At 65.6% G+C, this 15,756-nt stretch carries 16 protein-coding genes; all 16 read right to left on the reverse strand.

All coding sequences use genetic code 11. The annotated features are described in order from the left end of the window. Nucleotides 1-3 precede the first annotated feature (3 nt). On the reverse strand, nt 4-1,671 hold the full coding sequence (locus tag SFB74_RS32895) for a PepSY-associated TM helix domain-containing protein (protein WP_432728568.1): 1,668 nt from the start codon (nt 1,669-1,671) through the stop codon (nt 4-6). After that, a complete protein-coding gene (locus SFB74_RS32900) occupies nt 1,668-1,973 on the reverse strand; it encodes an iron transporter (protein ID WP_432728569.1) in 306 nt (101 codons plus the stop codon). Before SFB74_RS32900 ends, SFB74_RS32895 begins: the two co-directional genes overlap by 4 nt. A 148-nt stretch (nt 1,974-2,121) precedes the next feature. Then, nucleotides 2,122-2,604, reverse strand: a complete 483-nt coding sequence (locus tag SFB74_RS32905; RefSeq protein ID WP_432728570.1) for a hypothetical protein — start codon at nt 2,602-2,604, stop codon at nt 2,122-2,124. Nucleotides 2,605-2,608: 4 nt separating this feature from the next. Then, complete coding sequence (locus tag SFB74_RS32910; protein ID WP_432728571.1) at nt 2,609-3,250, reverse strand: hypothetical protein; 642 nt, start codon at nt 3,248-3,250, stop codon at nt 2,609-2,611. 2 nt (nt 3,251-3,252) lie between these two features. Further along, nucleotides 3,253-4,266, reverse strand: coding sequence for a phage tail protein (locus SFB74_RS32915; RefSeq protein WP_432728572.1), 1,014 nt, complete (start codon nt 4,264-4,266; stop codon nt 3,253-3,255). A 13-nt stretch (nt 4,267-4,279) separates the two neighbouring features. After that, on the reverse strand, nt 4,280-4,717 hold the full coding sequence (locus tag SFB74_RS32920) for a phage tail fiber protein (RefSeq protein WP_432728573.1): 438 nt from the start codon (nt 4,715-4,717) through the stop codon (nt 4,280-4,282). 22 nt (nt 4,718-4,739) lie between these two features. After that, nucleotides 4,740-5,351 (reverse strand): DUF4376 domain-containing protein, encoded by a 612-nt coding sequence (locus SFB74_RS32925; RefSeq protein WP_432728574.1) that lies wholly within the window; start codon nt 5,349-5,351, stop codon nt 4,740-4,742. A 3-nt stretch (nt 5,352-5,354) separates the two neighbouring features. Further along, nucleotides 5,355-9,530: a phage tail tip fiber protein gene (locus SFB74_RS32930; protein ID WP_432728575.1), complete on the reverse strand. Its 4,176-nt coding sequence runs from the start codon at nt 9,528-9,530 to the stop codon at nt 5,355-5,357. After that, the gene (locus SFB74_RS32935) at nt 9,518-9,934 is read right to left on the reverse strand and encodes a DUF6950 family protein (RefSeq protein WP_432728576.1); all 417 of its coding nucleotides are present in this window, start codon (nt 9,932-9,934) and stop codon (nt 9,518-9,520) included. Before SFB74_RS32935 ends, SFB74_RS32930 begins: the two co-directional genes overlap by 13 nt. A 2-nt stretch (nt 9,935-9,936) precedes the next feature. Continuing rightward, nucleotides 9,937-10,554, reverse strand: coding sequence for a hypothetical protein (locus SFB74_RS32940; protein ID WP_432728577.1), 618 nt, complete (start codon nt 10,552-10,554; stop codon nt 9,937-9,939). Continuing rightward, a complete protein-coding gene (locus tag SFB74_RS32945; RefSeq protein WP_432728578.1) occupies nt 10,551-11,177 on the reverse strand; it encodes a hypothetical protein in 627 nt (208 codons plus the stop codon). Before SFB74_RS32945 ends, SFB74_RS32940 begins: the two co-directional genes overlap by 4 nt. Beyond that, on the reverse strand, nt 11,174-13,414 hold the full coding sequence (locus SFB74_RS32950; RefSeq protein WP_432728579.1) for a phage tail length tape measure family protein: 2,241 nt from the start codon (nt 13,412-13,414) through the stop codon (nt 11,174-11,176). The genes SFB74_RS32945 and SFB74_RS32950 overlap by 4 nt, the downstream gene beginning before the upstream one ends. Before the next feature lie 90 nt (nt 13,415-13,504). Continuing rightward, the gene (locus tag SFB74_RS32955) at nt 13,505-13,855 is read right to left on the reverse strand and encodes a DUF1799 domain-containing protein (RefSeq protein ID WP_432728580.1); all 351 of its coding nucleotides are present in this window, start codon (nt 13,853-13,855) and stop codon (nt 13,505-13,507) included. 17 nt (nt 13,856-13,872) lie between these two features. After that, complete coding sequence (locus SFB74_RS32960; protein WP_432728581.1) at nt 13,873-14,223, reverse strand: hypothetical protein; 351 nt, start codon at nt 14,221-14,223, stop codon at nt 13,873-13,875. Nucleotides 14,224-14,265: 42 nt separating this feature from the next. Continuing rightward, the gene (locus tag SFB74_RS32965) at nt 14,266-15,195 is read right to left on the reverse strand and encodes a hypothetical protein (protein WP_432728582.1); all 930 of its coding nucleotides are present in this window, start codon (nt 15,193-15,195) and stop codon (nt 14,266-14,268) included. Between the two features lie 63 nt (nt 15,196-15,258). After that, complete coding sequence (locus tag SFB74_RS32970) at nt 15,259-15,741, reverse strand: hypothetical protein (protein WP_432728583.1); 483 nt, start codon at nt 15,739-15,741, stop codon at nt 15,259-15,261. Nucleotides 15,742-15,756: the final 15 nt, after the last annotated feature.

Genomic DNA, 15,756 nt, shown 5'->3' on the forward strand with positions numbered 1-15,756 from the left:
TCGTCACGAGCCCTGGCTGGAGGTGGCGAGCGGCGATGGCTGTTGCGGCTGCTGCTTCTTCTCCGTCTGCTGCTGCCTGGCAGCCACCGATTTGCGCCGCTTGCGCTCGACGATCCATACCGCGCCCGCGAGCCCCAGGCCCAGCGCGATCACGACGAGGTCAAAACCCGCCACCGCGCTCGGCCCCGAACGCAGGCTCACGGTCAACGGCGCCGGGCCGGTGAAGGCATTGAGCACAGGCAGCAGCACGAACAGCAGCGCACCGGCCGCCAGTTGCGCCTGCCACATGCGCAGCGTGGGCCGCAGCAGCCCCAGCACGGCGGCAGCGCCCCAGACGATGAAGAACCAGCGGATCTCGGCCTCACCGCGTTCCGCCATGCCGACGGGCAGCAGGCGGTTGGCCCAGAAGAAGGCGGCCATCGCAACGGGCAGGCCGGCGATCGCGCCAAGGTTCAGGCCGTCGACCAGCCTCAGCCCGATGCTCACGCGCCCGCCCTGCTTGAGCGTCTTCGCGAACTTCTGGCGCTCCTTCACGGCCCACAGCAGGAGCCCGGTCGCCACCATCAGGCAGCCCGCGAGCCCCGAGAGGAAGAACAGCGCGCGCAGCAGCGGATCGCCGAAGCGCGCGATGTGCAGGCCGTAGAGCACGCCACGCGTCTCGGCCGCGGCCTTCGGCACGTCGCCGAACGCGCCGATCAACGCACCGGTGGTGCCGTTGAAAAGCATCGAAGGCTTGTCGTACGAGAGCTGCGGACCTTCGGCGCGGGTGAGCGCGACGACCGCGTTCGCGTCGTTGGGCTGGTGCACGGTGACGCGGCCCACCGCGGCGCCGTTCCAGTGCGCGGAGGCCTGCGCCATCATCGGCGCGATGGGCGCCAGCGGAGCCTTGGTGCCCGATGCCTTGACCTGGTCGCGACCGCCGCCCGGGAAGACCTCGGAGAAGAACGCCTGCTCGCCGCCATGGTCCTTGTAGGCCACCTGCGGGCCCCAGGGCATGTACATGAACATCAGCGTGACGAGGCCCGTGTACGTGATCATCAGGTGATAGGGCAGCGCGAGCACCGCCGTCACGTTGTGCGCGTCGAGCCACGAACGCTGGCCCTTCTTCGGGCGGAAGGTGAAGAAGTCCTTGAAGATGCGCTTGTGCGTGACGATGCCGCTGAAGATCGCCACCAGCATGAACATCGCGCAGAAGCCGACGATCCAGCGCGCCCACAGCGCGGGCATGTAGTGCAGGTCGAAATGCAGACGATAGAAGAACTCGCCGCCGCGCGTGACGCGCGGGGCGGAGAGAGCATCGCCGGTGGCAGGGTCGAGCGACGCGCGGTCGAAGCGGCGGCGCGGCTTGTCGCCGGCAGCGGCCCCTGAAGCGGGCGCGGCGAGATACAGCACGTCGGTCGACGGCTGGCGCTCGTTCGGCAGGTTGATGAACCAGCGCGGGCTCTGCGCGCCGTGCTTCTGCAGGTAGGCCACCGCGTCTTCGACCGCCTGGATTGGCGGAACCTCCGCCCTCGCGGCCGGCGCATGCAGCTCGGGCTTCATCCAGAAAGTGATCTCGTCCTTGAAGTACGAGGCCGTGCCAGCCGCGAACACCATGAACAGCACCCAGCCGACCAGCAGGCCCGACCAGGTGTGCAGCCAGGCCATCGACTGGCGGAAGCCCTCCTTCATGCGCCGCCTCCAACGGTTCGCATGAACAGCAGGAGCAGCCCCAACGCGGCCGCGATGGCGACAAGCACCGTCCATGCGCGCAATGCCGTGCGCGCTGCGAAGACCCACATCACGGCGAACGCGAAGACCGCGAAGGACGCGAGCAGGCCGGTCATGGTGGCTTCGCTGCGGGCCATGCCGAAGATGACGGGCAGGCACAGCGCGAGCACGATGGAAGACAGTGCCGCGACGCCATAGCCGCCCGCGATGGCGGCAATCGCGCGCGAGGCAACGCCGAGGCGGTAACGAACGCCGGCAGTCACGACGCACGCCGGACGGCGCGCGAGGTCGTTCGGAGATTCATGGAGGAGGGGAGGGAAGGCCCTAGAAGATGAGAATGATACTCATCTTCTCGATGTCCACGCCTGCATGGCGGGCACAAGCCCAGGGATTTCCTCCTCTTCCCTCCCGTTAAGGCGCAGCCCCCGCCGGACGCCAGCGCCCGGCGTTGGCGCGCCACTCATACAGCCGCGATCCGATCTGGACGATGTCACCGTTGGCGACATTCGCAGGAAAGAGCTGGTCGTACGCCCGCAGGCGATAGCCGAGGAAGTTCGCCGCCGCCTCGACGTAGCCTTCCGAAGACACCACGCCCACGCCAACACCGAGCAGCGGTGCGGACTGCGGCATCAGGCCGGAGACGTTGGACACGATCGATGCAGGCGCATCGAGCGTGGCGCCCTGCGTCATCGCCCCAGCGGTGCTACGCACGGCCGCAAGGCCGCCTGCTGCATAAGCCCCCAGTTCCAGCAAGCCGGAGGACGAAGCCCGGCTCGCACCGCTACCCGCCAAGCTGGCGTCCCCTGCAAGATAGCCTGCGACCTCGTAGACGAGCGCTCCCGAGAACGGCTTGGCGCCGAAGGTCGAGACCCCGAAGGTCAATGCGCCGTACATGGGGCTACTCCGCTGGCGAGCCGGTCGTCGGCGTCGTCGAGTCGGACTCCTGCACAGGCGTCGGCTGGAAGGCGATGAAGTCGCACACTGGCAGCATCGGCAGCAGCTGCTCCAGCGTCGGCTCGTCGGCTTGGCCTGCTGCGACCTTGTCCTGCAGCGAATAGCAGAAGTCCCATACCAGCGAGCGCCACGCACGGAAGGCGCGACCCTGCGCCTGGAAGCGTGGAACAGCCGGCTCTTCGGCGTACGTGACCGCAGTCCTGATGTCGTCGAAGCCATACGCGACCGCGGTGTCGTCGAGGTGCTTCTGCACCCCGTCGCGCAAGGCCGCGGCACGTTCTTCGAAAGTCGGCACATGCGGTTCAGCTACCACCGCTGGCTCGTCGCCAGGCGTTTCAGGCTCCGGAGTCACCGGCAGTTCGGGCACAGGCTCCGGCACTGGCATGTCCTCGGCAATCCACATGCCATTGGCAGCCGCGAAGTAGCGCTTGCCTTCGACGGGCTGCGGTGGCTCCGCCAAGAGGCAATTGCCGGGCACGAGCCACACCTCGCCCTCGTCGGCCGGCGAGAGATCGCTCTCGTCGAGCTCGACGCGGCCGATGTAGACGCGGTCGGGGCCGAATGAATAGACGGTCTTTGTTTTCATGGTCAGTACTTGATGCACGCGAGGTACGCGTTGTTGCGTGGTCGGGCCTCGGTCTCGCCGCTGGTGTTCAGCGAAATCCCCGTGGAGCCGGTCTTGATCACGATGGCGGTGGCAGCACCGTAGATGCTGATGCTCGTACCGGAACCGCCGATGCTCACGTTGTGGGCATGACTACCCGCGCCGTCGGTGCTCTTGCCCGAATCGCCATCGGCCAATCGCCCGAATACGCCTGCAGCATATGAACCAACGCCCGACAGTTGTGGAGCTACGTATCCATGACTGTGATGGCCTTGAGCATCTGTCCATGTGCTGTGTGAGTGCCCGGGATCGGATACTCCATGCGCATGACCAGGATCCGTGATCGCGTGCGCATGTCCAGGGTCCACCACGCCATGCGCATGCGACAGGTTCGCGCTGTCCTGATAGGACCCCAGCGTCCGGCCAGGATCCAGCCCCCGCCCATCGTCCAGCCCTCGATCGAACACCCCACGCCCATCAGGCAGGTTGAAAGTCGTCGACCCATCGCCCGCCCCATAGGTCGTCCCGATCTTCGCGAAGAGCCGCGCATAGGTCGTGCGCGAAACCGCCGCGCCGTTGCGCTTCAGGTAGCCCGTGGGCGGCGTCGCCTGCGCGAAATAGCAGACCATGCCCGTCTGGTCGAGACCCAGCGCCTCCTGCCAGTCGGCCTTCAGCTGCTCGGTGGAGGCCGAAAGAATGGTCAGCCCGATCTGCTTCGGTCCCACCGGAAAATCGACCTTGGCGCCATCGTTGCTCGATGCGATGACCAGGGTGCGCGCCAGCGCGCCGCCGGTCATCGTGGCCCGGCCCAGTTCGAACAGGCCGGTTGGGCGGCCGACCGAGTCGACCGCGTTGATCATGTAGTGGCAGGTGTCTCCCTCTGCCATGCCAGCTGCGGAGAACGGTCGATATGCATCGACGGCGCCCTCCAGCGCGAAGGAACCCAGCCCCACGGTGGTGCTGGCCTCCAGAATGCGATCGGCTGTCTTGTGTGCCATTGCGCTGTGCCGTTCAGACCGTCAGGAACGCGACCTTGGTCGACGTCTTCAGGCGGGGAACCACGCCGGCCTGGATCGGGATCACGGGCGTCAGGGCACCGTGCAGCAGCAACAGGCCGTTGCCCGCGGCCGCGGTGCCGATGCCCAGATGCGTGGCCGTGCCCACGGCCGTGCCCGCCACTTCCAGGAACTCGAGCGCATTCACGAGGAATGCCTCGCTCCCGATCACCGACCAGCCGGCCGGACTGCGCGGCACGGCGATCCGCGCATAGCCCGGATACACCAGTTCATTGGTGCTCTGATTCGCTCCGGCACCGGGCGCGGCGGTGAGAAGACTGATGTAGAGATCCGTCGACGGATTCACCGAGGCGTTGTCGGCAAGTCCGGCAATCGGCGTGCCGAGAAGAATCAGCTTGATGAAGGCGTTGGCGGATGCGGATGAATATGCCATTGAGAGCTCCTGGTTGAGTTGTTTATGCAAGCAAAGGGTTGAAGGGCTGTTCGCCCATGAAGTCGGCCAGGTTGCAGCTGGCCGGGATATCTGCGGCGCCGAGCCCGTCGATGAAGACATGGCCCGCGCGCTCGGCGGTGAAGCACGCCTGCACGTGGTCGGCGATGGCGCGCGAGATGACGCGAACCTCTTCGCGAGTGAGCGTGACGAAGCCATCGGTCGTCTTGAAGTCGACCTGGTCGATGGCCCCGGCTTCCATATCGGCCAGCATCTGGGCCAACGCCGCGCGGTCTTCGCGGCCAGTCCGCACGCGTAGGCCGTCCGGCAGCGTCAGGCCACCGGTTTCTGCGTTCCAGCGTTGTTCGGCGAGGTCGGCCTTGAGCTGAGTCCTGCGGTCATCCGGCGTACGCGGATCGCTCCACGCATGCAGTGACCAGTCGAAGACATGGTGCTCGCTTGGTCGCTCCGGCAGTGGCTCTGGAGAGCCGTTCCGGATGTACGAGCCGGGCTGCGCCGGCCCCAGATAGACGGACTCGCCAGGCCCGGCCTGTGCATGGCACCACTCGACGGTGGCCTGCGTTCCGGTGCAGCGAATCTCGCCGGTACGGGTGTTGTAGACGGTGAAATGAGGCATGGTTCAGCGGCGCGTGGAAAGTGCGTAGATGGAGGAGCCCGCGGTACCGACTTGTGCAGGCGTAAGAAGACTGATCGAGTGCCAGCCGGGATTCAGGGACACCTGGATGCCTCCTGTCACGGTGGTCCCGGCTATGCCGGCACCCAACCATCGCAGCCCCCCGTCGACGAACAGCGAGACATAGCCCGTCTGCGCCACGAAGACAGAGCCCTGGATGAAAGTGTCCAGCGGCACACCGCCAGGAATGAAGTGATTGACCGACACCGAGTTCGTCGTGGACGAAGCGAAAGACGGCACCGTCACAGCCTGCCCTCGCAGGTTCAATGTGTCGATCACATCCACCTGGTTGATCGTCAGCCCTTCGTTCTGCAGGTTGAAGCCAGGACCCCAGAGCCGGAAACGCCCGGTGGCGTTCTGCATCTGCAGCCCCATGCCGTTGCAGTTCAGCTCGACGAAGGTGTCTCCGCCGGTATGGCGTGCGAGAACCCATCCCCAGCTCCCATCGCCGAGCCATTTGTTTGCGCTGCGCAGATACCCCCAGCCGCCGACCCCGTCGCCGGAAATGTCGATCTGGCCCGCATTCACGTAGCCCAATCTCGCAGTGATCGCGGACAGCCGGTCGACATTGATCGCACGCGCGAGGATCGTGCCGTCGACGATCAGCGTACCGTCGATGCCCACGGTCGAGGCACCAGCCACGGAGCCGACAACGAAGGGATACTTCGTGACACCGCCTGCCGCTTGCTGCGCCACCGCGAAGCGATCGACCAGCACCGTGAAGTTGCTCTCCTGGCCATCGTTGTTCAGCAGTACGCCAGCCACCTTGTTTCCGGCTGTGACCTTCAGTCCCCACTTCGCCGACAGCTTGCCTGTCTCATCGGCGCGCACCAGCGCTTCCTGATTGATCGCAGCCTCGGCGCCGTTGACGCGCGCCACCAAAGTCGAGCGTGCCGCTGCCTCCGCCGCATCGGCGGCTGCACGTGCTGTCATTTCCTCGCGGATGGCTGCCACGGCGCCCCGATCGCTGGTCTCCGAGGTGAAAGGCGTCACCGGGAAGCGCCCTTGTTCGACCTTCACGAATCGCACACCGATCGCTCCACCTGCGGCGTAGTCGGACCACTGGAAGATGATCCGGCCCGTCGCTGCAGCTACTGGCGCCAGCGCTTCGACAGCGAAGTCGTTGCGCCGGAGTTGCTCGTTCATGAATCCGTGCCGCCCCTCCCGGATGTTGCTCGCGCCACCCAGCGAGTTGCCGGAACCATCGAAGAACTCGAGCGCAAAGCCACAGCGACCCGCATCGCTTTCGAACATCGAGTCGCCCGAGCCGGCATACCAGGTTCCCTGCTTCGCGGGAAAGCTGCCGCTGATCAAGCGCCCCGTCGCTGGAATCGCCGTCTGCAGACGTGCAGAGGTGCCCCAGTCGTCTTCCGCAACATTCCAGGCGAGCCCTTGCTGGTCCCATCTGTCGAGGTCGAACTCGAACCCGCCATTGAACACCAGGTTGGCACGCACGTAGCCCACAGCACGCGCCGAGACGATGTCGATGCGCTGCGCCAATTGCTCGGCCGCGTCACTGACCACCTTCTCCACGTGCGTGATCGCAGTCCCGCGCTCGATGGATTCGTCGATCAGACGTTCGCTGATACCAGAATTGACGTTCAGCAGATCCGCGATCTGTTCGTCCAGACCTTCCTGCAGCTCCTTGATCGCATCGTCGATCGAGGGCAGCGAAGCAAGCTGGACATAGCCGGCATCACTGGCATTGCCGGCCGCATCGAACGCAGTCACCCAATAGATGCGCGTGGCAGCCACCGGCTCGTTGCGTACGAAGTTGAGCGAGCTCGTACGCCCGATCTCGACCGCCTCGGCCAATGTCGGCCCCACCTTAACGATGTATGCGGAGATCGGCTGCGTGGTGCCGCACGGCTGCCAGGCCATCTCGATCTGCGATCCCCATACCTCGCCACGCACGATCGGTTGCGCGGGCTGCGCGATCTCGATCGTGGTCGAGATCGGAATACCCCACACCCCCTGCGTATTGCCATGCTGCGCCCACACCTTCACCGTGCCCGCGGGCAGCCAGCCGATGTTCGCGGTGAGGGCCTTGCCGGTCCACCGCTCCACAGCCGTCTCGAAGGTCGGGCCCACGAAGATCCGCGTCGCGCCCCACTCAAGTAGATCGATACCCGCAGGAGCCGACCAGCGTGCCACCACGCCATTCGGTTCGACGGCAAGGCTCAGCCCCTCGACATCGCCGGGCTTCACGCTCGCGCCCTGCAGCGTGTGCGTGACCATCGTCCAGTAGCTCGACGCATAGGCCGTCATGAAACGCACGCGCACCTGGTACTCGCCGTGCACCTCGAGGCCGAGCAGGAAGGTCTCGGTGGCCGTGCCCGGAAGAGTGATGCTCTGCCAGTCGCCGACAGGCGTGGTCGTGCGCCATTGCACCTGCACGTTGCCGCCGCGACGCACGGAGTCTTCCGCCGATGCGGACCAGCTCACGCGTGCGCGGATCACCAGCGTGCCGCCCTGCTGCACCATCTGCTCTTGGCCGCTGCGCACCTGCAGATCGAGCGGGGGCTGCGGCAGCAGGAAGGGGTTCGGCAGGTTGGTGTTCGGCGATGAATCCCGCCGCACCTCGTCGGCAGTGTCGTAGAAGGCCTCCTCGTCCTCGATGACCTGGAACGACAGCGGCGAGTTCAGCGAATAGGTCCAGTCCTGCACGCGGAACGGCTTGTTGGAGAAACCATAGAGCGCACTCGTCAGCACGATGCGGTCACCCGGCTGGAGGTGCCACGCGAGCATCTTCGGATGGACCTGCAGCACGAAGCCGCCGCGGCTCTGCTCAACCAGCACGCGCGCGATCTGGTGGGTGCGCGTATGGGCCGTGGTGAACGGCAGCACGAGGTCGAGGAACTTGTCCTTCTGGTCGTTCTCGCGGAAGACCGAGTTCTGGTACTGCTTGAAGTCTTCCGACACGCCGTTGCGCGTGAGGTTGACGTAGGTACCCCTCGCGCCGTTGTAGCGCGCGGTGCCTGGGTTGCAGGTCTGCACCACTGTGATGGGCGCCAGCAGGTCGTCGTCGGTCAGCGAGAGAACGGGCGTGGTCCAGGCACCGGCCAGGATGCGCCACACACCACCCGACTCGAGGCTGTAGCCCGCCATCGTGTCTTCCAGCTGCTGACGCGTGCTGTCGCGATCCTGGTCCGAACGGAACATGCCGTCGCAGGTGTAGCGCGCGACACTGCCACCGTAGTTGGGGCGATCGGCGGCAACCGTGGCAGGGTTGTAGATGGTCGTGTCGCAGGCGTTGGCGGCAACGATCAGCGCGTTCTGGTCGATCTGGTCGTTGGAGGCGAGGTAGCCTTCCTCCGAGCGCAGAAAGTCGGCCAGGCACAGCGCGGGGTTGCGGCTGTACGCGGTCGCACCGGTGCGCGGGTCGTGGACCTTCTTGCCCTTCACGCTCGCGGTGATCGTCGGCAGGCCGCCCTGGAATCGGTCGACGAAGAGGTTGAGCGTGACGACGATGTAGGTGTAGCCGCTGAGCTTGTGCGCTTCGGTCCACAAACCCTTGCTGGCGGGCCACGGATCGAGGTTCTCGCGCATGTATGCATCGGCCGTGTCGACGCCGTCGGGCGACAGGTGGATCTGCACGTTGACGCCGGGCACCCCGCCGCCGATCGACTCGGAATCGGTGACGATGAATTCCGGGTTCGATGAATAGCCCCTTGCATCGAGCGCACCGATCGAGACGCCGTCGATCTGGATGTCGGTCACGGCCTCGCAAGGGTGCGCGGCCAGCACCATCACGACGTGCTTCAGGTGGCTGTACTCACCGCCGGTGAGCACGGCCACGACGGCACCGCCGATCGGCGCGGGCTCACCATAGATGACGGTGTGGGGCGCATCGGACGCGATGATCGTGGTGGTGCGCTCCTTGATGTTCGCGACATCCTCGGCAAGCTTGCGGGCCGCGGCGGCCTTGGCCTGCTTCTTGGCTTGCGTGTTGCTATAGGCGCTCGATACAACGCTCAGTCCGACCACAACCCAGGTCGCCACGGAACTGCTGCTGATCGCACCGATGAGCCCGATGATCCCTGAGACAACGTCAGCGCTCGCCGCACCACAGACCGACAGCAGCGCGACTGCGACCAGAACTCTCCGAATCAGATACGCCATGCCGCTACCCCCGCGATAAGTGGAAGGAACACCAGCCGATCCACCGCCGGCGCCGCGATGTGCGACCCCGTGCAGATCCCGAAGCTGTAGCCCGACACACGCCCCACCTTGCCACCGCTGCGCGCCAGCACCACGTCGCCGCGCTGCGCCATCGCACCAGGCAGCGGTGGTCCGAGCCGTGCGGTGGCTGCCGACAGGAACCCGCCGGCCGCGCGCACGACACGCATGGCAGCCAACAGGTTCTTGCTTCCGACAGGCGCATCCGCTGCACGCAGATCCGCGAGCGGATCCCTGCCCGTGCGCGCGATGATCCAGTCCGCCGCGATGTGCGCGCAGTCGTGCCGGAAGTACTCGAAGGGCACGTTTCTTCGTGCCGCGATGAAATCGTCCAGGTTCTTCGTCATGTTCATTTGCCTCGTGCTCGGGCCCAGTAGTTCAGTGCCATCTGCAGGTGCTTGTTGACCCACACGGTGGGCGACCCGATCATGGAATTCAGGTACTCGAAGCCGCGCTCGCCTGGGTGCCTGGCCTGGTGCTGGGCGTCGTTGGTCCGAAGGGACGCGGGGTTGGAACGCACGTCGTAGGAGGCCGTGCGGCACTCCATCGCGATCTTTGCGGTGGTACCGTCGCGCTCGATCTTCATCTGGTCCATGACACCCGCGAAGCGCAGCACCGGCTCGCCGCTGACCTGCAAGGTGCCGGCGTCGAGCAGCGCGATCCACACGCGCACGCCCCTGTCCTGGTATTCGCTCGGGTCGCCCAGCGCGAGCGCGCGGGTGCCGATGTCGACGGGCGACAGCATGAGCGTGAGCTTCTCGGCCGCGCCGTCCTCGCTTTCGTGAAGCTCGCCGATGGAGCCGAGATTGCCCACGCCCTGCCACGTCTCGCCCATCAGCTGGAGGCTCAACGGCCAGTTCGTGAAGCGCGCGGTGCCGCTGCGCAGCTTGAGCTCGACGAGGGCCAGCTGGCCGTAGGTCTGGGAGCGCGCGGCCGCCTGGAAGCCGGAGCTGGTAAGGATGGTCATTGTTCCCAGGACTCCATCAGGTCCAGGCTGAAGCCGCCCTGCGTGCGCGACTCCGAGGCCCAGGTGGTCTTGGTATCGACCCGCCGCATCAGGCAGGTCGGGCGGTCCCAGATGACGGGGCTTCCAGCCACCACCGGCGTTCGCAGCACCGGCTCGAACCGCACGGTGATCACGCCGGCGGAGTCGGCCACCGCATCGGCTTGCACGTGCAGCATCTGCCGCTGGTTCGAACCCTGGTTGACGCCGATCCAATCACCCTGCAGCAGGGTCTTGCCCGCCTCGGAAGCGCCCATGCGGATCGTCAATTCGGAGGCTCCCGCAGCCGCGGCCACCGCGGTCCACGCACCGCGCGCCGTGCCTCGCGGCACCGGCTGCAGCATGTCGTGCACGGCCAGCACGTTGACCTGGCCACGCATCGAATGCACGAGCGAGCGCCAGGCGGCGGCATCGCGCATCAGCGGAATGCGCTCTTCGCTCACGAGCATGCAGGTGCGGCGCGCCGGCCCGAGCACCGCCACCTGCATCGCGCCCGATTCGCTGTTGCTGAAAGTCAGGTCGTAGGCCTGGAGTCCGAAGTCCTGCCGCTTCACTGGCAGATCGGACGGAAGTGTCACGATGTTCATTGGGGAAGCACCTTCACGCGCTTGAGTTGTTCCATCTGCCCGCGGTTGTTCTCCGCGAGCAGGCGTTGCATGTCGGCCATCACCGCGCCGCGATCGGAACGGGCGTCGATGTGGAAGACGTTGGAGGGCGCGAACTGGATCGTCGGCACGGCATTGCCGCCACCGCCAGGCGCACTGACCCCGAGGCGGCCGTCCGCGCCGCGGCGCAGAGGCATGATGGCTTCGGGGCCTGCCTCGCCCATGAGCCCGATGCCGCTGGCGAACGGGAAGAACGTGGGCTGGCTGACGACGCTGTTGGCGTAGGCGTGCAGGCCGGGAGAGGCGAAGACGTTGCCCTTGGCGCTGGCGATGCCGAAGATGCCCAGCACGCCGCTTACGAGACTGCCAAGCCAGCTTCCGCCGGAGCCCGAACTCGAGCCGGCACTGCTGCCTCCGCTGCCGCCAGAAAAGATCCCCTTGAACGCACCGGGAAGCCAGTTGGAGAACGCCTCGACGGCCGGCTTCAGCGTCGCGTCGTAGAGCGCGTCGGCAACCGACGCGGTGATCTTCTTCTTGAGCGACTCGCCCAGCTTGTCGAGTGCGTTGTCCTTGCCCTCCAGCAGATTCACGAAGCCTTCTCGGAAGGCACCGCCGATGTCGTCGGACATCTTCTTGGCCTTGTCCTCATTCTTCTTCTTTTCCTTGTCGGCGGTTTCGATGCCTTCGGCGTTGCGCGTGACCGTCAGAAGCCTCTTCTCGGCATCGATGCGCGCATCAAGGACAGCGAGGTACCCGGGAATGACCTTCTCGGTGTTGTCGAGGTCCTGGTACTGGCGCTCGAGTTGCGCGATCGTCAACTCCTTCAGAGTCGACTTGGTCTTGCCGTGTGCCGCGTTTTGCTCTTCCAGCGCCGCCGTTTGCTCAAGAACACTGGAAGTGGACTTGCGCATCGAATCCAGCAACTCGCCTTGCCGCTTCTTTGCAGAGTCGAGTGGCGACGGCTCGGAGCCCTCTTCCCCAGCTTCTGCGCGCCCCTTGTCAGCAGCTTGCTTTGACGAATCCCCCACGCCAGCCTTGCAGTCGCAGCAGACGACCTCGATGCGAGACCGCAAACCATTGCGCTCGGCATGCTGGACGCCGGCATCCAAACTGCGCGCAGTCAACGAGCTTCGCGAGCGTTCCGTGGAGCTGGATGCCGATTGAGCAGGGGCCTTCTTACTCTGGTGAGCCGCCAGTTTGCCGACAAACACATCGGCAACCTTTTCGACGTCGCTGGTTTCCTTCGCCTCCAAGGCCGCATCGACCGCGGACTTGGCTTCAATTGCGCGCGCGCCTTGCGCCATTGCCTGCCTGCCTTTCAGCAGGCCCAGCTCTCTCAGCCGCTCGGGCTCATCGACCCAATACTGCGATGCGGGTCTGCGCGGGAATCCGACGACCGCACCACCTCCTGTCTCGACCATTGGGCTACCGGCACCGCCATCTCGGCGCATGCGGTTGTCACGTTGCGTTGCGGCTCGCTCATAGTCCTGCCGCGTCGTGGTCCCTCGGCCGACATTGCGCACGAGGTCCTTGGGAAGATCACCCAGCTCACGTGCGAGCATGACTCCCCGATCCAGAACAAACATGTCCTGGATCTCTTGTCGGGCTTTCTGTGTCGATGCTGTAGCAAACGCCCTTTGTGCGACGACAGCGGCGGCTTGGTTATCGCCTCGAATCACAAAGTCTGCGATCTGCTTGGCGTTTTCAGGGGTGAGGAAGTTGCTCTTGCTGTTGAGTTCCTTAGAGTACCCCAGTGGATCGTTTGCCAATTTTGCAAACTCTCCCACGGTGTCCTTGATCGGAGTGCCCAGCCGATTGAGTTCGAAGGCTGCCGTGGCTGCTTGCTGCAGAACATGAAGTTGCACCTGCCCCGAGGCAACCATGCCGCTCAGGGCTTCTGCCGCTTTCGCTCGCGATCCGGTAGGACCGGCGATCGCTATCTCCATTCTCCGGAGCTCGTCGTTCGTCACGGAGGCGTAGTTGCCACTGGACGTCCTTGCTCGAGAGTAGGTCGCGTCTTCTCTCATGCCATCGACGGCGCCTTCGGCTACAAAGCGAGCCGCCTTCACGGCAAGCTCGATGCGAGCGTTACCTCGAAGGGCTGCGGTCATCTGGGTGGCAGCTCCAGCAAGCTCCTTCAGCGCGTTCGTTGTGGCAGGCAACTCCTTGGTCACCAGCGAGGAGCTCGCGAGAGCTCCATTTGTTTGTTCAGCAGCCATGTCTGTATGGTCCGTTTGAGCTAAGAAAAAAATGAGGCCGACATCCGCCGGCCCCATGCTTCTTCGATTGGCCGTGGGCCCGCGTCGGCGCTAGGCGTTCAGCACCGCGATGCCTTCGTCTTCCATCACCTGCAGCTGCAGGAACACCTCGCGCTGGCGTGCGCGCGGGATGCCCAGGCGCTTCATGGCGACATCGACGGCGCCGAAGTCGAGCCCCTGGAACCACGCGCCCGCCGCCCCCGCGACGACCCGCCACTGCGTTCGGCAGGCATGGAACACCTCGAATGCTTCCTGGTGTTCGGGCCATAGCTCGAAGGGTGGCGGGCCGCCGCCGCTGGCCGTCGAAGAGACGAGCCTGACCGGGTCGAGACCGAGCGACGCGCACTGGCTGCGGAGATCGTCGTCCAGCTCGTCGTGGACGCGATGCTCTGCTCCGAGCACTAGGCGCGCGGCGCCTCTCAGTTTTTTACTGCGGCCGGGTACGCGTGCTCGAAGTAGCTGTAGGCGATGGCTGCCTCGAAGGACGGCCACTCCTCCACCGCCGCCGCGCGGTTCTCCGTGGTGCAGATGAAGGGCGCGCCGTCGTCGCCGTCCAGGCCCTTCCAGTCGACCAGCACCATGTCGAGCAGTTCTCTGTCGGTCAGGGTCCTGCCTTCGAGGCGCGACTGCAGGGTGTCGTTGTCGGACTTGGTCAGGCGCTTGAAGACGGCGCTGAAGCGCACTTCCTCGACCTGGCCGTCACCGGGCACGCGCATCACCACGGGAGCGACGAAGGTCGGCTTGATGGCGATCTTGAGTTTCTGGGGCATCTCTGTGTGTTCCTCTGGGCAATGTGGTGACGACAGCGAAGCTCAGCGAACGACGATCGACCACTCGTCGTTGCCCGCGCCGGTGGGCACGAACTCGAGCGGCACGGTGATCATCTGCACGCCATCGACGTCGCTGAAGGTCGGCTTGCCGATCTGCGCATGCGACGACATGAACTCGACGACGTTGTTCGCGCCCTGGCCGTGCTTGAGCGCCAGGTTCACGCGCTGGCTGGCGCGGGCCATGCCGATCCAGTCCTTGGTCGCGACCGAGGTGTTCTCGAAGGTGACGGAGCCGGTCGAGACGCGGGCGGTGATGTCGACCGCGTCCACGGTCATCAGGTCGCGCTTGATCACGGTGTTGCCGGCGTCGAAGGCGAAGGCGTTGGCGGCCACGCCGAGGCCATCGAGCGTGAGGGTGGTGTTGGCCTTGTTCACGCCCAGCGGGTCCATGAACTTGCTGTAGTCGGCCACGGGCAGCGGCGCGTCCTCGGCGGGCACGAACAGGCCGGTGAACTCGAACTGCCACTTCGGGATGCCCTTGGCGTTGATGGTCGCCTTCACGTTGCCGTGCGCGTCGGTCATCTTGTAGACGGTGCCGTCGACGTTGCCGTAGATGGTGAGCGACTCCAGCGCATCGGTGGCCGGCGTGAAGGTGGTGCTGACGCCCGGGGCGGTGTTGACGCTGATGGCACAGCCGCGCATCAGCGCTGCATATGCGGGCACGTCGCCGGCCGCGGCCACGCCGGCAATCTCGACCGAGAACGCGATCTTGCTGTACTGCGTGACCAGCACGGAGCCGCGCGAGCCGAAGTAGGGGCGCACGTTGTCGCGCTGGACGACGTCGCCTTCGATGGGGGTGAGCGTGACTTCGCTCACCAGGATCGCGTTGGCCGCGCCCGTGGGCACGGCGTCGGTGCCGCGTACCGTTTCGGCCTTGGCCAGGATGGCCATCTTGCGCATGAGTTTTGCCATGTCGGCGTTCTCCGTCAGTTGGTTGGTTTGGGTTGTCGAAAGGAAAGATCTGCCTGCGTGCAGTCAGAGGTAGCGCCAGGTCCGCAGCTGCAGCGCGATGCCGTGGCATCGCACGCCGCAGAAGGTGACCAGGCCGGTGCCGTCGACCTGCACGCCATCGGTGCGCTTGTCGTCGGTGAGCGGGCCGGAGGCGCATGCGCCGCCGAAGGTGGGGTCGGCGCGCACGGCGTCGCGGATGTCCTCGACGAGTGCGTCGAACACCAGTTCCGAAGCGCCGGCGTCGTCGAACGCGAGATAGCCGCGCACGGTCCAGGTGTCGATGCTCATCGAGCGCCCCGCGGCATTGACGCTGCGCTCCTCGGTGGCGGTGCGGCGCAGCCACCAGCCACGCAGCTGCTGGCCGCCCGATGGCAGGTCGTAGAGGAACAGCGCGCGCAGCGCGGCTTCGTCGGCCAGGGAACGTTCGCGGTCATGAACGCGGCCGATCTGTGGCACGGTATTCAGCTTCTGCACGATGGCGCTGCGAAGGGTGTCGAGACGGCTCATGCCTGGGCTCCGTTG

The sequence above is a fragment of the Variovorax xiamenensis genome (assembly GCF_050916385.1).
GTDB lineage: Bacteria > Pseudomonadota > Gammaproteobacteria > Burkholderiales > Burkholderiaceae_C > Variovorax.

Bases quoted from the DNA above. Each gene is read 5' to 3' on its own strand.
- SFB74_RS32895 (WP_432728568.1), bottom strand. From the start codon at position 1,671: ATGAAGGAGGGCTTCCGCCAGTCGATGGCCTGGCTGCACACCTGGTCG.
- SFB74_RS32905 (WP_432728570.1), bottom strand. From the start codon at position 2,604: ATGTACGGCGCATTGACCTTCGGGGTCTCGACCTTCGGCGCCAAGCCG.
- SFB74_RS32910 (WP_432728571.1), bottom strand. From the start codon at position 3,250: ATGAAAACAAAGACCGTCTATTCATTCGGCCCCGACCGCGTCTACATC.
- SFB74_RS32915 (WP_432728572.1), bottom strand. From the start codon at position 4,266: ATGGCACACAAGACAGCCGATCGCATTCTGGAGGCCAGCACCACCGTG.
- SFB74_RS32920 (WP_432728573.1), bottom strand. From the start codon at position 4,717: ATGGCATATTCATCCGCATCCGCCAACGCCTTCATCAAGCTGATTCTT.
- SFB74_RS32925 (WP_432728574.1), bottom strand. From the start codon at position 5,351: ATGCCTCATTTCACCGTCTACAACACCCGTACCGGCGAGATTCGCTGC.
- SFB74_RS32930 (WP_432728575.1), bottom strand. From the start codon at position 9,530: ATGGCGTATCTGATTCGGAGAGTTCTGGTCGCAGTCGCGCTGCTGTCG.
- SFB74_RS32935 (WP_432728576.1), bottom strand. From the start codon at position 9,934: ATGACGAAGAACCTGGACGATTTCATCGCGGCACGAAGAAACGTGCCC.
- SFB74_RS32940 (WP_432728577.1), bottom strand. From the start codon at position 10,554: ATGACCATCCTTACCAGCTCCGGCTTCCAGGCGGCCGCGCGCTCCCAG.
- SFB74_RS32945 (WP_432728578.1), bottom strand. From the start codon at position 11,177: ATGAACATCGTGACACTTCCGTCCGATCTGCCAGTGAAGCGGCAGGAC.
- SFB74_RS32950 (WP_432728579.1), bottom strand. From the start codon at position 13,414: ATGGCTGCTGAACAAACAAATGGAGCTCTCGCGAGCTCCTCGCTGGTG.
- SFB74_RS32960 (WP_432728581.1), bottom strand. From the start codon at position 14,223: ATGCCCCAGAAACTCAAGATCGCCATCAAGCCGACCTTCGTCGCTCCC.
- SFB74_RS32965 (WP_432728582.1), bottom strand. From the start codon at position 15,195: ATGGCAAAACTCATGCGCAAGATGGCCATCCTGGCCAAGGCCGAAACG.
- SFB74_RS32970 (WP_432728583.1), bottom strand. From the start codon at position 15,741: ATGAGCCGTCTCGACACCCTTCGCAGCGCCATCGTGCAGAAGCTGAAT.